The organism is Microcystis sp. LE19-131.1A, from assembly GCF_027532015.1.
Lineage (GTDB): Bacteria > Cyanobacteriota > Cyanobacteriia > Cyanobacteriales > Microcystaceae > Microcystis > Microcystis ichthyoblabe_A.
The window spans coordinates 1-20,437 of record NZ_JAPZSS010000144.1; the positions used below are offsets into that span (position 1 = coordinate 1).

17 protein-coding genes and 1 pseudogene are annotated in these 20,437 nt (G+C 44.0%); 10 read left to right on the forward strand and 8 right to left on the reverse strand.

What is annotated here, in order from left to right:
- Positions 1–16: 16 nt before the first annotated feature.
- Positions 17–701, reverse strand: a pseudogene (locus O9323_RS11830) (IS1 family transposase).
- Between the two features lie 596 nt (positions 702–1,297).
- On the opposite strand from O9323_RS11830, the gene O9323_RS11835 reads away from it, so the two are divergent.
- Both O9323_RS11835 and O9323_RS11840 read left to right on the forward strand, forming a co-directional pair.
- Positions 1,298–1,777: a hypothetical protein gene (locus O9323_RS11835; protein ID WP_002735718.1), complete on the forward strand. Its 480-nt coding sequence runs from the start codon at positions 1,298–1,300 to the stop codon at positions 1,775–1,777.
- 220 nt (positions 1,778–1,997) lie between these two features.
- Positions 1,998–3,650, forward strand: a complete 1,653-nt coding sequence (locus O9323_RS11840) for an acetolactate synthase large subunit (protein ID WP_288125159.1) — start codon at positions 1,998–2,000, stop codon at positions 3,648–3,650.
- 100 nt (positions 3,651–3,750) lie between these two features.
- Here O9323_RS11840 and O9323_RS11845 read toward each other — a convergent pair whose 3' ends face one another.
- On the reverse strand, positions 3,751–4,995 hold the full coding sequence (locus tag O9323_RS11845) for a DUF4912 domain-containing protein (RefSeq protein WP_002737786.1): 1,245 nt from the start codon (positions 4,993–4,995) through the stop codon (positions 3,751–3,753).
- Between the two features lie 402 nt (positions 4,996–5,397).
- Between O9323_RS11845 and O9323_RS11850 the strand changes: the two genes are divergently transcribed.
- Positions 5,398–6,735 (forward strand): histidine phosphatase family protein, encoded by a 1,338-nt coding sequence (locus O9323_RS11850; protein ID WP_288125160.1) that lies wholly within the window; start codon positions 5,398–5,400, stop codon positions 6,733–6,735.
- Between the two features lie 239 nt (positions 6,736–6,974).
- Here O9323_RS11850 and crtD read toward each other — a convergent pair whose 3' ends face one another.
- Positions 6,975–8,486, reverse strand: coding sequence for a C-3',4' desaturase CrtD (gene crtD / locus O9323_RS11855; RefSeq protein ID WP_288125161.1), 1,512 nt, complete (start codon positions 8,484–8,486; stop codon positions 6,975–6,977).
- A gap of 189 nt (positions 8,487–8,675) precedes the next feature.
- Between crtD and O9323_RS11860 the strand changes: the two genes are divergently transcribed.
- Both O9323_RS11860 and nblR read left to right on the forward strand, forming a co-directional pair.
- Positions 8,676–9,197, forward strand: coding sequence for a hypothetical protein (locus tag O9323_RS11860; RefSeq protein WP_002736927.1), 522 nt, complete (start codon positions 8,676–8,678; stop codon positions 9,195–9,197).
- Positions 9,198–9,267: 70 nt separating this feature from the next.
- Positions 9,268–9,957, forward strand: a complete 690-nt coding sequence (gene nblR, locus O9323_RS11865; protein WP_002744217.1) for a response regulator transcription factor NblR — start codon at positions 9,268–9,270, stop codon at positions 9,955–9,957.
- Positions 9,958–10,068: 111 nt separating this feature from the next.
- Here nblR and O9323_RS11870 read toward each other — a convergent pair whose 3' ends face one another.
- Positions 10,069–10,866: a glutathione S-transferase gene (locus tag O9323_RS11870; protein ID WP_002751043.1), complete on the reverse strand. Its 798-nt coding sequence runs from the start codon at positions 10,864–10,866 to the stop codon at positions 10,069–10,071.
- Between the two features lie 900 nt (positions 10,867–11,766).
- Between O9323_RS11870 and O9323_RS11875 the strand changes: the two genes are divergently transcribed.
- Entirely contained in the window at positions 11,767–12,234 is a 468-nt protein-coding gene (locus tag O9323_RS11875; RefSeq protein WP_149107157.1) for a retroviral-like aspartic protease family protein, read from the forward strand.
- On the opposite strand, the gene O9323_RS11880 is transcribed toward O9323_RS11875, so the two are convergent.
- The gene (locus tag O9323_RS11880; RefSeq protein WP_024969410.1) at positions 12,229–13,890 is read right to left on the reverse strand and encodes a M14 family metallopeptidase; all 1,662 of its coding nucleotides are present in this window, start codon (positions 13,888–13,890) and stop codon (positions 12,229–12,231) included. The two genes, O9323_RS11875 and O9323_RS11880, sit on opposite strands and share 6 nt — an antisense overlap.
- A 70-nt stretch (positions 13,891–13,960) precedes the next feature.
- Between O9323_RS11880 and O9323_RS11885 the strand changes: the two genes are divergently transcribed.
- On the forward strand, positions 13,961–14,173 hold the full coding sequence (locus tag O9323_RS11885; RefSeq protein ID WP_002758960.1) for a hypothetical protein: 213 nt from the start codon (positions 13,961–13,963) through the stop codon (positions 14,171–14,173).
- On the opposite strand, the gene O9323_RS11890 is transcribed toward O9323_RS11885, so the two are convergent.
- Both O9323_RS11890 and O9323_RS11895 read right to left on the reverse strand, forming a co-directional pair.
- On the reverse strand, positions 14,170–14,916 hold the full coding sequence (locus O9323_RS11890) for a circadian clock KaiB family protein (protein WP_002751035.1): 747 nt from the start codon (positions 14,914–14,916) through the stop codon (positions 14,170–14,172). The genes O9323_RS11885 and O9323_RS11890 overlap by 4 nt on opposite strands.
- Positions 14,917–15,006: 90 nt before the next feature.
- Positions 15,007–16,278 (reverse strand): type IV pilus twitching motility protein PilT, encoded by a 1,272-nt coding sequence (locus tag O9323_RS11895; protein ID WP_043998341.1) that lies wholly within the window; start codon positions 16,276–16,278, stop codon positions 15,007–15,009.
- Positions 16,279–16,554: 276 nt separating this feature from the next.
- On the opposite strand from O9323_RS11895, the gene O9323_RS11900 reads away from it, so the two are divergent.
- Together O9323_RS11900 and O9323_RS11905 are read left to right on the forward strand one after the other, a co-directional pair.
- The gene (locus O9323_RS11900; RefSeq protein ID WP_288125162.1) at positions 16,555–17,319 is read left to right on the forward strand and encodes a hypothetical protein; all 765 of its coding nucleotides are present in this window, start codon (positions 16,555–16,557) and stop codon (positions 17,317–17,319) included.
- Positions 17,316–17,726, forward strand: coding sequence for a PIN domain-containing protein (locus tag O9323_RS11905; protein WP_288125163.1), 411 nt, complete (start codon positions 17,316–17,318; stop codon positions 17,724–17,726). The genes O9323_RS11900 and O9323_RS11905 overlap by 4 nt, the downstream gene beginning before the upstream one ends.
- Here O9323_RS11905 and O9323_RS11910 read toward each other — a convergent pair whose 3' ends face one another.
- A complete protein-coding gene (locus O9323_RS11910) occupies positions 17,727–18,785 on the reverse strand; it encodes a potassium channel family protein (protein ID WP_193979016.1) in 1,059 nt (352 codons plus the stop codon).
- A 126-nt stretch (positions 18,786–18,911) separates the two neighbouring features.
- Between O9323_RS11910 and O9323_RS11915 the strand changes: the two genes are divergently transcribed.
- Positions 18,912–20,195: an aspartate aminotransferase family protein gene (locus O9323_RS11915; RefSeq protein WP_149107154.1), complete on the forward strand. Its 1,284-nt coding sequence runs from the start codon at positions 18,912–18,914 to the stop codon at positions 20,193–20,195.
- The last annotated feature ends 242 nt before the right edge of the window (positions 20,196–20,437 follow it).

Below are 20,437 nucleotides of genomic sequence, written 5' to 3' on the forward strand. Positions count from 1 at the left end.
TAGTAGTGATGGCGGCTTAATCCTTTGCCAGGTGTGCATTGTAGTCATGGATAAAATACCAAAGGGTTCCCCAACGTGATTCTCCATTTTTTTAGAGAAAGATAGACTCTCTCTCACCAACCGAGAAATCCTTTGTCGAAAGGTATTATTTAATCTTTCAATAGGATTAGTTTGACCAGTTTCTTTCCCGACTGGTCGATGACGTTTACTAGGAATTACTGTCTTATAGGACTCCCAAAAGTCTGTGTAAGCAACCGCGCATTGTCGGTAAACACCTGGTAAACTGGCCCCAAAGTTTTTTCGCTGATTGACGACTCCTATCTCCGCGCATAGCAACCAATAATTTCCCTTGTATTTCTATCAATTAACCGCCAAATATAGACCTTTATTGTCTTAGAAAAAACAAAAGACCACATTTCATCACATTCTATAACCAATTTACCTTTTGGTTTGTCTGAAACCTTTACTTGACGAGGGACAGATGCCAATTTATTGTTGACATAATTTTGTAACCATGACCAACTTACCCCTGTTACTCTAGCAATTCCTCGTAAGGAAATTTGTTCGAGCAAGAGTTTATCAATTAATTGTTTGGTTTCGTCAGAGACGGTTTTATTAGTGGGATTGATCACAAACTGACGACCACATTCTTTACATTGACGTTTGGGTTTTCCATTATGAATAGAACCATTCTTGATCATATAATGAGAACCACAATTAGGACAGGGGAACGGAGGTGAACTAGGGGGGGTACTTTGTTCGGTGCTAGACTGATATTTCAGTAAGCCAGACAGGAGCCAGAAAAAGATATTTATCAGAAAAGTCATGATCAAGCTAGAGGTTTAAAGACTGATTCGAGTTCCAATTATTTTTATTAATAAATATTTTACACAATTCATACCAGGTAAGCAAGAGAGCTACGCCACTACTACCGAATCATTACCTAGATACCTAATGGCTCAATCAGCCGTATAATCCCAATCCCTTGCAGAAGTCCCAATCCTAGACAATTGTATCAAACTCTGACAGGAGAAAAACTTGACGACGGCGGGAATAGCTGCCCTCAGTCGTTGGGGACGGTAAGCATCGGAGGCTATTTGGTTATCTCTTTAGTCTAGCGATCGCTCCGACTTGATGCGTTATGATAGCAAATTAAATAGAGCATTCATTCGATCGCACTCAAGCGAGGGACTTCTGCTGACGCTAAGTTAAAATTATAAAAAGCCCACACTCCCAGAAAGCCATTTATTTTTTACAATGGAAGATTACCTGGATTATTTTTGCGGGGGGGCGATCGGTGATTCTCAATTTTTCCCTAAGGATTGTAGCGGCCAAAGGCAGACTATTCTGTAAGTTTTCACTCTACAAAACCTATCGGGTGGTCAGTAGCGCCCCCGTCGATGTCCTCTGGCAAAAATTAATCAATGTGGCCGATGTCTCTTGGCATCCTTTGATTGCCAAGGCCGATGTTCCCTTGGGTTTAATCGCTAAACCGGGGTTAATCTATCAAGCTGTCACCCGTCTGACTCCCATTCCTATCCGGGTTTTCGTGGAAAATGTCCGCCCTGGGGAACTCCTCAGCCTCAGAGTTCTCGCTATCCCCGGCATGGAACAGAAAATGACCTACCAAGTGGAATCAACCCTCTGTGGTACTTATATTTCCTATTCTGTCACCCTGCGCGGTTGGCTGTCCCCGTTTATCTGGTGGTTAAGTCGTCCCTATTTAGCCAAAGTCGCCGCCCAACTAGCCCACGCTGCCGAAGAATTAACGGCCTAAAAAAAAATTCCCCTCCATTGTGCTAATAAATAATCTGCCAAGGGTCAAGATCTAAGTCACAATAGTATATGGATAGACTTAAACAAAATTTTAGTCAGCTACATTGGTACATATAGTCTACTGATATCATCCCGACGAGTTGAGCGCAACAACCTCAATCCGCCGGGATGAACTATCTCTAGAGACTTTACTGATGAAGTAAGCTCTACAGGAGGGAATTATGGGGGAATTAAACACAGCCGAACTTCTAGTTAAATGTCTAGAGAATGAAGGGGTCGAGTATATTTTTGGGCTACCCGGGGAAGAAAACCTCGATGTTTTGGAAGCCCTAAAAAACTCCTCGATCAAATTTATCACCACCCGTCACGAACAGGGCGCGGCTTTTATGGCCGATGTCTATGGACGCTTGACGGGAAAAGCGGGGGTTTGTCTCTCCACCTTAGGACCGGGGGCGACTAACCTGATGACAGGGGTAGCCGATGCTAACCTGGATGGGGCACCCTTGGTGGCCATCACCGGCCAGGTGGGAACCGATCGGATGCACATTGAATCCCATCAATACCTGGATCTGGTGGCCATGTTCGCCCCAGTGACGAAATGGAATAAACAAATCGTCCGGCCAGGTATAACCCCAGAAGTGGTACGGAGAGCCTTTAAAACCGCCCAAAGTGAGAAACCGGGGGCAGTTCATATCGATCTTCCTGAAAATATCGCCGCTATGCCTGCCGATGGTAGTCCTTTGCCCCTCGACAGTCAGGAAAAAGTTTACGCTTCCTATCGGACTTTGAATATGGCGGCGGCAGTGATTTCTAAAGCCAAAAATCCCTTGATTTTGGCGGGAAATGGGGCAATTCGCGCTAATGCTAGTGAGGCTTTAACGGAATTCGCCACGGCCTTGAATATCCCTGTGGCTAACACTTTTATGGGTAAGGGGGTGATTCCCTATACCCATCCTCTGGCTCTTTGGGCGGTAGGATTACAGCAACGGGATTTGATTAGTTGTGCCTTCGATCGCAGTGATTTAATTATCGCTGTTGGTTACGATTTAATCGAGTATTCCCCGAAAAAATGGAATCCAGAGGGGAAATTACCGATTATTCACATCGGCATGACTCCGGCGGAAATTGACAGCAGTTATGCCCCGGTGGTGGAAGTGGTGGGTGATATCACCGATTCTCTCATCGATATCCTCAAACGGGCCGATCGCCAGAATAAACCAACTCCTGTCACCGCGGGATTAAAGACGGAAATTCGGGCCGATTACGAAACCTATGCCAATGATACGGGTTTTCCGATCAAGCCACAAAAATTGATCTACGATCTGCGTCAGGTGATGGGACCGGAAGATATCGCTATTTGTGACGTGGGCGCTCATAAAATGTGGATGGCCCGCCATTATCACTCCGATTGTCCTAATACTTGCATTATTTCTAACGGTTTCGCCGCTATGGGTATTGCTATCCCTGGTGCGATCGCCGCTAAGTTAGTTTATCCCGATAAGCGCGTTGTGGCGGTGACGGGGGACGGCGGTTTTATGATGAATTGTCAGGAGTTGGAGACAGCTTTGCGGGTGGGGACTCCCTTCGTCACTCTCATCTTTAATGATGGCGGTTACGGTTTAATCGAATGGAAGCAGTTAAACTATTTTGGGACATCTTCTTTTATTAAGTTTGGTAATCCCGATTTTGTTAAATTTGCTGAAAGTATGGGATTAAAAGGCTATCGGGTGGAATCTACTCAGGATTTGATCCCGACACTAGAGGAGGCTTTCCGGCAAGAGGTGCCTACGGTGATCGATGTTCCCGTCGATTACGGTGAAAATCTGCGTCTTTCCCAAAAATCGGGCGATTTAAGCTGTCAGATTTGGGAATAAAAGTTGATAACGGTAAGCAACCCCAAAAAAAAATCCCCTAACTAAATCTCAGTTAGGGGGAAGTAATTAGGTTGGCTTTGGTAACGTTAGAAAACCCAATCTAGAACAACCATTCTAGAACCGCCTCATCTTTAGTGTTGGTATTGCGAGAGGGGGTTTCCCGGGTAAATTTCATGTGGATAGAACGATTTTGTTCACCATCGGCGGCCACGGCCATAATCGGATAATCGATTAAACCATCTTGGAAGGACATCTGATAGCGGAAAGTGCCATCGGGATTGAGTTTAATCGGACGACCACCGATAGTTACGGTGGCATCGGGTTCGGTGGCACCATAGACGATTAATTCTGCATCGGCAACTAACCAGAATTTGCGCGGACGTTGTAGGGTTTCCGAAGCACCCATACCGATACCAGAAGCAGTCATCCCGATACCGGAAGCGGTTAGTCCCGATACCGTGGGAACTGCCCACATACCAACCCCAGAGGGGAATACATAGGAACTGATCACTTCCGACATCGGTACGGAACCAGCGACGTGCTGCATGGAACCAAACAAGGAACCGGCCACCCGTAGGGCCTCCATATCGCCGACACTCTCGAAAATTTGGTCGTAGATAGGGCTTCCGGTGGTTCCGGTGCTGCTGTCGTAGCGTTTGCTGGGGGGAACGAGTTCGTAAACAGTTTTACCCACCAGTTCTTCTTCCCAGTTAACGGTGACAAAAATATCTTCAATCCAGTCGGAAGGATAGACGGGAGGAATCCGCACTAAAGGAGAACGGGCCAAAACTAACCAACGTCCATCAGCACAACGATAACCGATATCGATAACATAATCTCGATCGCTGACTGGAATCGGTAAATACCATTCCCGGGCTAATTCATCACAGAGATATTCTTGGACGCTATGCGCGCCTTGGCTATTGATATCGATATCGGTGACATCATAAAGACGCAGGGCTAACTGTTGTCCTCCTTGACGACGGAGATCTTCTTTTGATTCGTTGGGGATATCCCAGTAAGCATAGGCCCACTGAGGATCGCGAGGTAGGAGGGTAATGCGATTTTCCCCGTAGCCACCGGGCAGATCTCCTAAACCATCATCCACTGAACCTAGAATATCTTCGATCGGGTTAGCTTGACCTAATTCAAATTTTGCTGCTTCCACTGGTTTTTCCTCTTTAATAATAGATTTAAAATTGCCGCTTACTCCCATAGCTTGGGTAATTGCCTCGATTAATTGCGTTTTCCGCATCCGACTGTAACGAGAGATGCTGTATTGACTGGCAACTCGTCGTAGTTGCCGCAAGGTCATCTCATCTAAGGGGGGGTATTCTGGAACCATGAGTTGACGCTCTCCGATTAGTTACGACGGCAAATGTTTTTGGGCATTTGCAAAAGCAGTGATCTGGGTAATCCTTCCAACTACTCATCGATTGCTTTGTGAACAAGAGACCCACTCGATGGGGATCAAGGGAATCGCTTGTTATAAATACCTATTAAACAGCAAGATTCCGATTTTGACCAAGTACATTGTCATGGTTTCTTGATAAAACCGCCAAACCCTTGATCCCAAAGAGATTGTTATATCAGGAAGTTTTGATATGCTGTGCTGCCTTGAAACTGTAGGCGATATTTTAGTACAAGTGAACTACACTAATTACTGATTACTGATCACTGATTTGTACTCCGATCCCGATCGCCTGTAATCTGATATTGAGACTTTTAGTTAAGGAGACTGAACCGCTTGGCTACTCGTGTGATTATTGTTCGTCATGGACAAAGCAGTTATAACGCAGAGCAGAAAATACAAGGTCGCAGTGATGGCTCGGTTTTGACGGAAAAAGGGCATCTGGACGCGGAAAAAGTAGGAAATGCCCTCAGTCAAATCGATATCGCCGCTTTTTACTGTAGTCCTCTCCAAAGAGCCAAATCTACTGCTGAGGTGATTCAGTCTCGTTTAAATCACTCTCCCGTCATTCAACCCACTTCGCAGTTACTAGAAATCGATCTGCCTATCTGGGAAAATATGGTCAAAGAGGAGGTAAAAGCTCAATACCCCCAAGAATATCGGGATTGGCACCAAAAACCTCATGAATTTAAGATGATACTGCCCGATGGTCAAGAACATTATCCCGTTCTCTCCCTCTATCAACAAGCGCAGGATTTTTGGCGAGAAATTATTCCCCAACACGAGGGCCAAACTATCCTCATTGTTGCCCATAACGGCATTAATCGCTGTTTAATCCTCAGTGCCATCGGTATTCCAGTTTCCTTATACCATTCCCTCCAACAATCTAACTGTTGCGTTAATGTTCTCAATTTTACGGGTAATTTTGGTGATCCTGTGCAGGTGGAATCCCTCAATCAAACGGCACACTTGGGGATAGCTTTACCCCCACCGCGTCCTCCTTTCCAAGGTTCTAGGCTGCTACTGGTCCGTCACGGAGAAACCCAATGGAATCGGGATAAACGTTTTCAAGGTGTGCGCGATATTCCTCTCAATGATAACGGCAAAGCTCAAGCTGAGAAAGCCGCCGAATTTCTGCGAGAAACGGCGATCGATTACGCTGTCACCAGTCCTTTGTCCCGTCCCAAGGAAACTGCCCAAATTATCCTGCAATATCACCCCAATGTCACCTTAGATACCCAAGTGGATCTGACGGAAATCTGTCACGGACTTTGGGAAGGTAAATTAGAGGAGGAAATTGAAGCGAGTTTCCCCGGAATGTTAGAAGACTGGAAAAATGCCCCAGAAACCGTGCAAATGCCGGAAGGGGAGAATTTACAGGAAGTTTGGGATCGAGCGATCGCTTGTTGGCGGCAAATCGTTAAAACCTATAGTAATAGTGATCAACCTAAGACAATTATGGTAGTAGCTCACGATGCCATTAATAAGGTGATTCTTTGTTATTTATTGGGTTTAAAACCCGCTAATTTCTGGAATATTAAACAGGGAAATGGCGCGGTTAGTGTTATCGATTATCCTAAAGGAGTTGACTCTCAACCAGTCCTGCAAGCAATTAATATTACCTCTCATCTAGGATCGGGAATACTCGATCGCACGGCAGCTGGCGCTTTATAACAGTTATCAGTTATCAGTTATCAGTTATCAGTGGGTAAGTTAACAGTTATCAGTTATCAGTTATCAGTATTCAGTATTCAGAAGATTGCTTTTATTTATTCTTCCCAATTCATAATTCATAATTCATAATTACGGCTAACTAGAAGCTAAGTACCTAAGCAAAATTAATTACACATTTCGATAAAGCTTTTGCCTATTGCCTATTGCCTATTGCCTCTTGCCTATCTTCACTAGGAAATTTATTTTGCACGACTACTTAATTGATTCTCAATCTGTCTAACTACCGTTAGTGCCGAATAGCTGACTCCGGCAGTGCCTTCTCCCGGATGGGTAGAATCTCCCACTAACCAAAGATGGGGGATCGGAGTGCGCGTCGCTAGGCCAAAAGGGCCAAAAGTGGACAATCTTTGACCAATACCGCCGACAATGCCCTGATTTCGCCCCGTAAACCGTTCAAAAGTGCGAGGAGTAGCTGATTCGATGTGAACGATGTGATCAGGACTAAGATGGAAATAATTACCGAGACGCTCGATCGCCTCTTGGGTGTATGCTGCTTTTAATTGCTGATAATTATCTTCTCCTTTTTGCCACCAAAGACTGGTATCGGTGAAGGAAGAAGCAATAATCGTCGCTTTTCCCACTGGGGCGCGGCCATCCCCTTCTTTACTCACGGAAACAAACAAAGAGTTATTTTCGCCGATTATGCCATCGTAATCGTAGAGGAATTGCAAATGGGGAGGACAATCGGGGGGAATAGCAGCGCGATCGACTCCTAAGTAAACCACAAAAGCACCGGATGCGGGGGGAAGTTTTTCGATTCTCCGGTGATAAAGACTGGGAATGGCTTCGCGATCGATTAATTGTGGTAAATTTTGGATCGGGATATTAGCGACAATCTCATCGGCCATTTCTGGATATATTTGACCATTTTTTTGATTTCTGACGATAATTCCCTGGGCTTTTCCCTTTTCTGTCAGTATTTTTTCTACTGTGTGGCGCATTTGCAATTTACCGCCGTATTTTTCCAAAGCTGTTACTAGGCGATCGCTTAATACCTGCATACTACCCTGAAGGTGGGATAAACCTTGGGGAGACTGAGAAACTGCTAAAGCGGTGGCGGCATAAAGTAAAGCGGTTTCATCGGCAGTAACTTGGGAATAAAGCTTTAACTGGAGATCAAGGAAAGTTTTTAGGCGTTTATCCCTCTCTAAGCCGTATAATCGCAGAGCATCCCCCACAGTCATCAAAGTAAAGGGAAAGGTAATGGCAGTATCTACACGCAAAGCGGCGATTAATTGCCCTAAATCCCACCAGTTGCGCGGGGGTAAAACTGGATCGCGACTTTGAAAACGCCAACTTGCTTGAAAGAGTTTTTGTAATAATTGCCAAAAAGGTTCGCTGCCCGGAAATTGTTTTTGTCTTTCCTCTTGCCACTTTTGCCGATCGCGCCAGACATTAATCGGATTGGTTTCCCCCGGCAGAAAAACGGCACAGGCGGGATCGCAGGGGACAGAATCGGGTAAATCTATCCCTAATTCGGCAAAAATGCGCTGATGAATGCCCCCTACTTCTAATCCTGCCACTTGAGTTGCCCCCACGTCAAAAGTAAAACCCCGACGGGAAAAAGTCGAGGCACAACCCCCGGGGACAAGCGCCTGATCATATACTGTGACTTGATAACCTCGACGCGCCAATAATGCCGCCGCCGTTAGTCCGCCAATCCCTGCACCAATAACGGTAATTCGCGTCATTTTCTTAACAATTATGGCTCTTCTAGAGTAGTTATGATATGTTAGCAGAAAATAATCGACGCAAGCCTTGCCAAGTAAGGCTCACCAGAATTCAAAAAAGCAATTTTAATCAAAAAAGCTTTTTGCTTTGTTGGATTCCAGGCTATTTAAGGGTTTAGGCTCATTTAAACTACTAATTAAGGAAACTCTATGAACCAAGAATCCCTCGCTTTTAAGGACGGGAGTGTCAATACCTTAGTGATTTGTACTGGTTTTCATGATTCTAGATTGACGGAGGATTTTTTAGGACATCTGGGGAGCAAATCGGTCAAATTACGCTCCTATATTATTATTTCTCCTTTTTCTTGCTTAAATGAAGCTTTTTTACCCGGAGAAGACCTAACCTTGATTGGGTTTAGTGCGGGGGTGGTAAATGCGATCGCTTTAGCCTATTATTGGCAAGCTCAAGGGGTGAAAATTCGAGCTTTAATGGCTCTGGACGGGTGGGGAGTGCCATTAATCGGTAATTTTCCCATTTATCGCCTTAGTCATGATTATTTTACCCATTGGAGTTCCTGTTTATTGGGTAGCGGTGGAGAAAATTTTTATGCGGATCCCCCTGTAGATCATCTTAGCCTCTGGTCGTCCCCCGATCGAGTGACCGGTTGGTCTGTCAATGGTAATTTTGTCCAACGCACCACAGCGTTAACTTTTTTATCTAAAATCGGTTAGGCAAGAATGAATTAAGTATAATTGGCCAGTCGCCTCCCTATCTTTCCTATTTCTTTACCGCTGCCGACTAATGAGTACACCAGTTCTGAGTTCTTCGATTCTCTTGGTGGGAATTGAGGAGAATATCGCTAAACTAGCTAGTGCGAACTTGCAAGAAGCAGGTTATCGTCCCCTGATTGTGCCTAGCATTGATAGCGCTTTCCCAGAAGTGGAAAGTTGGCAGCCAGCGATGATTATACTCGATCGCCTCCTCGCGGCGGAGGCCGGTGTAAAGTTTTGTCGTCGTTTACGTTCCCAGGGAAGTCGCGTTTATATTATTTTATTAGTATCTCAAGAAACTCTAGAAGAACGTCTCGCCTGTTTGGAAGCGGGAGCCGACGATTATTTTCTCAAACCCTATAATTCGCAATCTTTCCTCAAATTAATCCGTTTTTACCTGCAACCGATGGAAACTATCCCCGAACAATTGCGCTTCGGTGACTTAGTATTGGATTTAGCCACTCGTCGTCTCTCCTATAAGAACAAAAATATTGAGTTGACGATGAAGGAATTTGAACTGCTCCGCTACCTGATGATTCACCCGAAAGAAGTATTATCAAGGGATCAAATTCTCGAAAATGTCTGGGGAGATGAATTTCAAGGAGAATCAAACGTTATTGAGGTATATATTCGCTATTTACGCCTGAAAATGGAAGCTGGTGGTCAAAAACGCCTCATTCATACCGTGCGCGGTGTCGGCTACGTTTTACGCGAATCTTAACAGGAGATAGGAGCCGGTCGTCGGTCGTCAGGAGATTATTTTTATTTATTTTCCCCACACCCTACACCCTACACCCCACACCCCACACCCCACCACCCTAGTCAAGCTCTGCTATTCAATCTGGATAGAGTTGGGGGAATCGATGGGAGGGGTGGAACTCCCCGGGGTAATAGTTTGACGGTATTGACTATAAAGACGATCACGCCAGACAAAAAAGCCCTCGTAGGCGCTATTATCAGCTAACCCTGGAATCCCCTTGCCTTGCAATTCCGGGGGTAAGTTGAGATAGGAACCCTGGGGAAACTTAAGCAGTACACTTAATCCCGCCACAGCTAAATCGGCTAAACTGGGCTGATCCCCGACTAAATAGGGACGATTGGCTAAAATGAGGTTTAAAGCCTCTAAGTCCTGTTGTAGCCCTTTTTTAGCCGTATTGATAGCATCTTTTCCCAGACCTACACCCGTCCCAAAAATATCAATTAATTCCCCCGGCAAGGAACCCAGCAACAAGCGCATAAAATCGGGAGTTTCCCGGGGTAAAAAGGCGGTACGAAAGTTTTGATTTTGGGCAAAAGCGCCGAGAAAAGCGGTTCTTCCTTTTAATCCCAGGGATTCATCGGCCCATTCTTCGATTAATAAACATTGACCCCGTTGGAGGGGATCTATAGGGATAATTGGTTTTTCAGGATACTTGCGATCGAGATAAAAAGCAATCTCCGTCGAGTCGGCAATATAGGTATCACCATCCTTGAGGACCGGGACCTGGCGCTGTCCGGAAAGACGGAATAATTCCAATTGTCCCACCCCTGGCACCACGTCCCTTTTTTTATAGGCAAGACCTTTATAGTCGAGGATGAGACGGACTTTCTCACAATAGGCAGATAATTCAAATTGGTAGAGTTCTAGCATAGGATAATATAGCCTCTCGATAAATCAGTTTCTCCCTGATTACTCTAACCCTATCCGGCATCAATCGCCTAAACCTAAAGACTTTACTCCGATTTTAATCGTACACTTGTACTAAAAATGAGGAAAGCAAATTTCTCGGATCAGAGGTTATTATGGAATTATCCATCGACCTTTTTAATGACGGAGTTCGCTATCTCCACAGCCAGGAAGAAAATTTAAGGATCAAAAAATTAATCTTTTGTATCTGTAAAAAATATTGAGAAAATGATCCTAATATTTTTTACAGTGTCGCTATGGAAGACTTGGTGAAGGAGTTAGTGCCAATCAAATTATAAATTAGTTAAAACCCTAATCGTCTTAAAGTTTATGTGGGGTGCATCTCAGTTTTGGAAAAATACTGAGTGTGGAAAGCTGACAATAGCCAAAATCCTTATCTGTAGGAATTGACAAATGTGATATGCACCCGTTTATGTGAGCGTAGCTACTCTAACTCGTGCTGATGGGAGTTAACTTGCGCAGTGCAATTAGGCCCGACGGCCAGATTAATAATTAGGGGTTGCTGAATAAATCTAAAAACCTTGTTGGATAAGACTTTTATACTTTTTGTCAATCAAAAAGTACCCGATATGGGAGTGATCGGGGGGAAAATCCCTGGACTTTTTCCCTGAAAATTAGGTAATTGACCGCCGAAAATCGGTAAAACCCTACACCCCACATCCGTTCGGACCTCGGCGTGAGACTTCGGCGTGAGCTCAGTCGAACGCTCGGTCGAACGCTGAGCTCACGGCCGAAGCCTGTCCCCAGGAAAAACTTTTTGCCGTAAACCCTAATTAAAATTACTAAACATTGTTGTTGGCAGTTATTCTGGTATAATTTAGGGGTAGAATTGAGGGTAGTATTATGGTTGATCCAGCAATTATTACAGAAGATATGGGCAAAATCTACACCAGTATTACAGTTATTAATCGCGCCGATCAAATTTTAGCAGCAGCGGCTGTGATCTCTCCCGATCAAATTCGCTCTCTTACCCTAGAAAATGTCTTGGTAGATACGGGAGCAACTACTGTTTGTCTGGTGCCAGAAGTAATCTCCCGCTTGGGTTTACAGCTTTTAAAAGAAGTAGATGTGGCTACGGCTAAAGGCATAGGAAAAGCGAGAATTTTTCGCGATGCTACCTTGATTATTGCGGGACGAGAAGGGACTTTTGAATGTTTGGAATTACCCAGAGGTCAAAACAATTTATTAGGAGTAATTCCTTTAGAAGCTTTGGGATTAGAACCAGATCTTCGCAGCCAAAAACTACGAGTTTTACCCACGGAATCTAACGAGACTTATTTAACAATTTTATCGAACCAAATAGCTCTATAAAATCACTTTTTGTCTGACTGTTCCGGCTCTTTCAGCTATAGCGATAATCTCGATTTCTTGACCAGAAACTCCTTTAATCACCCATTCCACCGTACAGCGATAATCTAAACCGTGAGCGAGGCTACTATATACTTTATTTGATCGCCCTTCTAAGTGACCGATTTCCTGCTCTAATTTTCCCACTATTAAACTCACCTCATCGGCTAAATTTAACTTGACTTGAATGGGACGAACGATCTTTCTTTCCAGTGCCTTTTTACTGGTATAAGTGGGTAAAAATCCCTGATTTTCCAACTGTAAAACCAGATGATAAATACCATTGCCCTCCGACTTAAGATCAAGACGAGAGATAGCTAAAAGAGGTGACATTAAAGCATGGGCAATAGTAAACTGACATTGTTTCTCACATAAATCCGGTAAATACTTTTCTGGGGCATTTTGCCAGACATTTTTAAAGTCCCAACCGCCAATTTCCACCTCTCCCAATTGGGGGTGATCAAAACTTTGCCAATTAATAAAACCCTTTCCCGCTAAATTCTCATCATTCCAATGCTGTAATTTCAATTCATCTTCAAAAGGATGCCAGCGAAACCATTGAATATAATCATCTTTTTTCACTCCCGCTTGGGTGGGTGCATCCCATAACTCCACCGTAAAACCATACCAACCAAAATGATCGTAACCATAATCATCCATGGCACCGTTAATCACTTCTTTGGGATGATCACGAAAACCGTGATAGACAGAAACGCATTCATAACCAGTCATTGCTTTTCCCTTATCAGCAATATATTTATACATTTCTAAGTCTTCCACGGGGAAATATTCATCGGGATGGGTGCTATAGGGACGCAACATGACTGCTGAATAGGTATGATAGGTAATGAAGCCATTAATATTGGTGTTATTTGCCCAAAATTCGGCTTCTGCACGGGTTTCTGGCTCCGAAAAAGGAAAATCTCCGGCCCCCTGTTGTTCCCCTTCAGGAACCCAATAAACAGGATAATTGCGGTTAAAATCTAAACCTTCTAGGGTGGGGGCAGTGGTAAAATTATAGCCATCGTAATCGCGGATTAAACCTTCGGTGAGCAAAGTGTAAAAAGTTCCCTCAAATTCCTCCGGTTCGCGACGCTCCATAATGCGAGGATCTTGTTCAGAAATTTTCCAAGCGCCACAGGTATCTTTTTGGCGCATTTGTAAGATTAAACCATCGCCGTTAATATCTTCAGGATATAGCCCCGGTTTCTCATCCGTGTGGGGATAGGGGCGAATACTTGATCGTAACATATAGGGAGTGGTGAGATATTTTTCCGCTCCATCCACGGCTAATCGCGGCAAAATATAGACAGTGTAATGGTCAAGAAGTCTGGTAATTTGGGAATTATGACCGTATTGGCGCAAAAGATGAGCGATAGTGTAGAGAGCGACGGCAGAGCCTGTTACTTCCCCCGCATGGGTGTTAGCATCGATCCAATAGGCAGGTTTTTCTAAATAATGGCCTGTGGCTTGATTTGTTAGGGTAGTTAACCAGATATCTCGATTTTCGTAGCTTTTACCGATCGAGGTGAGGCTAATTAAATTAGGATAGGATGAAGCTAGGTTTTTCAGGAAAGAAACTAATTCGGTGTAGGGGTAATAGTGGCTAAAATCAAACATAATCTTCTGCAACTAAAAAAAGGAGTCTTGGGTTAATTTGACAAAATATAGGATGATAACAGTAAAAACTATGGATAGTCAAGATATTGCTCGCTATATTGAAGAAACTAACGGTATTTCCAAGCCTTGGCTGTTGGTGCAATTGCGTCTCAAAAAACTGCAAGAACGTCGCGCCAGTCTTTCCCAACAGGAATATATCCAAGAATTGGATGATATTCAGCAAGACTTAATGAAATTGGGCGAATGGTGGCGGGGGATTGAGTCAGAAGTCTTTAACCCCTAAGCGGTGGCGATAATCTGTAATACTCGCGGTAAATCCTCAAATTCGCCGATGATGCGTTTCACCGGTTGCGGCCAAACCCGGACTAAAGTGGGAATAGCAGAGACATGATTAGATTCTGCTTGTTCTGGATGTTTAGAGATATCGATCACTTTCAGGGTATAGGGATGGTGTAATTCTCGTTCTAGAAGCTGATGGATCGATTCTAGGGTGTGTTTAGTATTGGCATTATTACCGGAGACAAATAACCGCAAAACATAACCCTTGGGACTAGGATTGGTATAGTCAGAGTCAGCATTAATCCCTGAAGTGGTTGGGTGGCGCTCCTGATAACGGAGAATCAGATCGTGGGATTGCCAAAGTTGGGGAAACTGCTGACGATAGGTTTCTAAGATAGTGGGATTAGAGGATTGTTCCTGCCAGGGTACAGTAAACCAAGCTCGATCGTCCGTGGCGAAAATAGCATTTAATAAAGGCTGATAGCGACGGACAAGGGGATAGACTTCGGCTCTAGTATGAATACGGTGACTGTAGGGATCTCGCCAGCGATCGATGGTAGCAGTAAAACTAGGAACTAAAAAATGGGGGGGTTCTGGCAACCCTAAAGCGGACTGGAGAGCAGCGCAGAGATTCAGATGCCAATGAGTTTGTTTATCAGGATCGATACAGTAAATTAGATCGCCCCCGGGGGTAAACAGGGCGATGCCTTTAAAAATATCGGGCAACACAATCGTGGAAGTGATCACTTGAGGGGTTCCCCTAGAGAATAAGTAGGAGCTTCTATTTTTCTAGCCTACTAAACTCTTGATCCCTGAAGAATTTCCTTCAGGGTTTTTCTAGATTCTACCCCGCATCATCATGGCCATTTCATTGGGGACCGGGGACATGGCCAAGGCGACCTCATCGCTAATCCGTCCTTCTTGATAGAGGCTAAACAGAGATTGATTAGTGGTAATCATGCCGTGGTATTCGCCGTCTCTCATTAATTCGATAATTTCGTCATTTTTGCCCCCGCGAATGTAATCTTTGACGGCCTCTGTATTGACGAGAATATCGTAAAAAGCAGCCCGTTTACCGTCGGTGGTGCGACATAAACCCTGGGAAATAATACAAACTAGGGATTCTGCGATCGCAACCAGCAGGGATTCCCGTTCCTCGGCACTATAAAGAGTTAAAATCCGGTCAAGGGTTTTTACAGCGCTGCTGGTGTGCAGGGTTCCCAGGACTAAGTGACCGGTTTGGGCAGCTTTCAGGGCAGTATTAACGGTGGCTTTGTCCCGCATCTCCCCCACCAGAATAATATCTGGGTCTTCCCGCAAACAGGCTTTTAGGGCATTATCGAACTCATGGGTGTGTATTCCCACTTCCCGTTGTTTGATCAAACTGCGACGACTTTTATGGATAAATTCGATCGGGTCTTCGATGGTGATAATATGTTTGGCTTGTTCTTTATTGATGTAATCGATCATGGCTGCTAGGGTGGTGGATTTCCCCGAACCCGTCGGACCGGTGATTAAAATCAATCCCTTCTGCACATCGCACACATCCCGAAACACTATCGGTAGGCCCAATTGTTCCATCGTGGGGATTTTCATGGGAATCAGACGCAAAACCATCCCCGGACCGCGCAGACTTTCAAAGATATTAATCCGCGCTCTAGCGAATTGGTACTGAGTCGCACCGTCAAATTCTAGGTCTTTTTTAAAGCGAAGGATTTCTTCTTCACCGAGGATTTCGCGTAACCAACTATAAAAAGTGTTGATGTCAATTTCAGGATAGTCGAGAATAATCATTTCGCCACGATCCCGCATCCGGGGTTGTTCTCCAACCCCGAGGTGAACGTCCGAATAACCCCGCTCAAAGGCAATCCGAACCAAATGCTCTAAGGTGGGTTGATTGGAAGCGCGACTTTGGGGAGAACGTGGTGGCGATATTTGACCATTTTGTGGCATATTAGGCACTTTTTTGGACTGCATCGCCACCTTTTGGCTCATTTCTTGATTTATCTCTGGTTTGGTTCCCTTGATTAACTCCGAGGGAGGTATCGGGATGGAGGGAACCGGCAGCGGCTGCAGTGATCGCGAGGAAGAATTGGGATTTTGACTCATGGTAAATAGGGGTTTTTCCTTTACTATTCCCCGATTGTACTAACATCTCATCCTCAATTTCTCAATTCCCCACAGATGTTAGATTGAGGAGTCGGGAGTCAGCAGTCTCCGAGTCAGGGGAATTAAGAGTGAACGGTAATTAATCTATCTCCTTCAGAGGCTATAGTAACTATAATCACCCTTTCAGACCCCAAAATTGTTACAATGGAGCTTTAGGGCTGATAATTTTGACTACTCATTTCTGTTTGATCGTCAGTCTTAGGGGAGGTAAATACGATGAATAGTCTGCCAAGTTCAGTCGAACGGGAAAATTTAGGACAATTTTTGTTAGAAAACCTGCAAAATATTACAGATAAACTCGATCAAATTGTCACCGATTCTGATCGGATAATACTGGATAATTTACTACAAGAAACTAAGATTTTATTTGAGCAAGTTAAGGATAAATCTAAAACTTATCAAGCAAGAGCCGATATATTTTGTCAAATTAATCAACTATGGTTTCAGGTATGGAAACAATATAAGAATGAGGTTTCGGCACTGGAATTAATCCAATATATAGACCAATTTACTAATCAAATTACTGCCTATAATCAATTATTTATCGGCCTTGCTCAGATCAATGAGGGAAAGACTGGTGAAGAAAAAGCCGATTTAATCAGAGTGGTGGAAGGTTCACGCATTCTCTCGGAAACGATAGATGTGTTTATTGATATGTTTGCCGATTCAGAATTAGAGCAAATTTACCAGGGAGCTAAAAATGCTCTATCGGTTTCTAATCGTACTATAACCGAATATTTCCAAGATACTGAAACATCGCATTTAGTCACCCAATTGAGAGCTTATAGTAGTTTAATAATTTTCAGAATTCAAGAGCGATTTAATCCTAAGAATGTATCCTCAGAAACTACCTCTCATTCCCTAACAGATGATTTAAGCGATCTTGATCCTTGGACAAGAAACTTAGTGGGGGTTGTCGATTTAGGATCAGAAGACCCAAAAGAATCGTATATTGATTATTTAGTGGAGAAGTATCGGTGAAACGAGTCCTATTCGATAGTGATGTATTGCTAGATGTTTTGGGTAAGCGTGAACCACATTTTCCAGCATCTGTACAAGCATTCAATACAGTTAAGATAGGTAAAACTCAAGGATATATTTCTGGTCATGCCGTCACTAATATTTATTATATTTTGTCTAAACAAAACGGAAGGGAAAGCTCAAGAAAATTGGTGATAAGTCTTCTAGAGAATTTGCAAGTTGCTAGGGTGACAGATGCAATAATTAGGCAAGCATTGACAAGTCCTATGAAAGATTTTGAAGATGCCGTTACCAGTGCCGTTGCTGAATCAGAAAAGCTAGAAATAATCATAACGCGAAACCTAAGAGATTTTGCCGCTTCCCCTGTTCCCGCAATGCTACCAGTAGATTTTTTATCGATTCTTTAACTAATGCTTCGGTAAACGTAAACCATCCGATCGCATAGGGATTAAAATCTGAGTTAAACTGCGTAATTGTTCGGCCGTTCCCATACAAATTAACAGATCTCCGGCCATTAATTCCGTATCACCAGTGGGTCCCCCGATTAGCGTACCATCAGCGCGACGTATAGCCAAAACTAAGGCCCCTGATCGAGATCTTAAATGTGCTTGACTAAGACTTAAACCCACACAGGGACAAGTCCTCGGATCGATTAAAAATTCCTCCATATAAAACGATCGATCGGTTCCAGTTAAAATACCATCGACAAAATCCATCACCTGCGGTCGTAGGGCTGCGGCCGCTAATCTTCTGCCGCCGGTAATATAGGGAGATACCACCGCATCGGCCCCGGCCCGTTGTAATTTTTGTACTGCTTCCTCGGTACTGGCCCTAGCAATGGCGCGAATTTTCGGATTAAGAGTTTTAGCAGACAAAACTGTATATAAATTCTCCGCATCGGAAGTTAAAGCGGCCACAATACAAATAGCGCGTTCAATTCCTGCCATTTGTAAAGATTTATCTAAGGTGGCATCTCCTTGAACAACAATATAATTTAATTCTTTGGCCCGATTTACCTGTAGGGGGTCTGTATCAATAACTACAAAAGGAATATTTTCTGCGTAAAATTCGATCGCTACCTGTCTGCCTGTGCGACCCAAACCACAGATGATATAATGTTCCGATAGTCGATCGATCAAGCGTTTCTCCTGTCTCTGTTTGAGTCCCTCTTGAAAATAGCCTTGAATTAAAGCTTCGGTCAAGCGATTAACAATATAACCGATGCTGACTACTCCCATGATAATCAAAACCATCGTGAATAGTCGTCCCCGTTCACCTAGGGGATTAATTTCGCCGAAACCGACGGTAGCGAGGGTACTAATCGTCATATAGGCCGAATCTAGCCAACTCCAACCCTCGATCAGATGATACCAAAACGTACCCAGCAAAAACACCACGACCAGGGCAAAAATTCCCCCGATTAATTCCTGACGCAGACGACGATATTTATCTTCACTGATAGACAAGCAAAATTCACCCCTAACACTGTCTAGTAACTTACAATGAAATCAGTTTTTAATCTAAATAACCCGTCCTTCTCAGACGGATTTGATTATAATTTCCCCTATGTCTAATCGCGCAGGAGTTCCCCAGTGAGTCCAGAAACCCTTTTAGAACCAACCCTAGTTGATCCCACTCCCAATTTAAACCCGAATCAACCCTTCGATCCAGATAGTTTTAACAGCTATGTGATGAATACTTATGGTCGTTTTCCCATTGCGATCGCCAAAGGGTTAGGCTGTCTCCTCTGGGATACTTCCGGGAAACAATACCTTGATTTTGTCGCGGGAATTGCCACCTGTACCCTCGGTCACGCGCACCCTGCTTTAATTGAAGTGGTTAGTCAGCAAATCCAAAAACTCCATCATGTCTCGAATTTATACTATATTCCCGAACAAGGAGAACTAGCTAAATGGATTGTCGATCATTCCTGCGCTGATAAAGTCTTTTTCTGTAATTCTGGTGCGGAAGCAAACGAAGCGGCGATTAAATTAGTACGAAAATATGCCCATACGGTGCTAGATTTCCTCGAACAGCCGGTTATTTTAACCGCTCACGCTAGTTTTCACGGCCGCACTTTAGCTACCATCACCGCAACCGGTCAACCGAAGTACCAAAAAGACTTTGAACCCCTGATGCCGGGGTTTGCCTATATTCCCTATAATGATATCGAAGCGGTGGAAAATGCGATCGCTGATCTCGATGAGGGTAATCGTCGGGTGGCTGCGATTATGTTGGAACCGCTGCAGGGTGAAGGGGGAGTTCGTCCGGGGGATATCGAATATTTCCAACGTTTACGGCAAATTTGCGACGAAAATAACATTTTGCTTGTCTTTGATGAAGTACAGGTGGGAGTCGGAAGAACTGGTAAACTCTGGGGTTATGAGAATTTAGGAGTGGAACCGGATATTTTCACTTCTGCTAAGGGTTTAGCGGGGGGTATTCCCATCGGTGCGATGATGTGCAGAAAATTCTGTGATGTCTTTGAACCGGGTAGTCATGCGAGTACCTTTGGAGGTAATCCTTTCGCTTGTGCCTCAGCTTTAACAGTATTACAAACCATTGAACGGGATCATCTTCTCGAAAATGTCCAGCAGCGAGGGGAACAATTACGCAGCCGTTTACGCGTGATTGCTTCTCAATATCCCCATCTATTTGTCGAGGTGCGCGGTTGGGGTTTAATTAATGGTCTGGAAATTAATTCAGAAAGTGAGTTGGTTTCATCTACTATTGTTAATGCAGCCTTGGCCGAGGGTTTATTAATTGCTCCCGCAGGTCCGAAAGTCCTCCGTTTTGTACCTCCTTTAATTGTCTCGGAAGCAGAAGTAGATGAGGCTATGGATAAGCTAGAAGTTGCTATCGCTAAAGTGGTTTAATTTCAGTTATCAGTTATCAGATGTAAGTTTTAAGTTGACAGTTTCCAGTTATGAGTCAATTATTTTTGAGCTTTATCCCCCTAACTGTCACTTTTTCACTGGACGGCTCTCCCAGCTTTGGTGGGTAAAATGTATTCTAAGATACATTTCTCCTAGCGAGGGGGTGGAACGAACCACAAAGACACAAAGGACACAAAGATCGATCGATCCTATGTCAATTAAACTTATCACACAGAACCTAG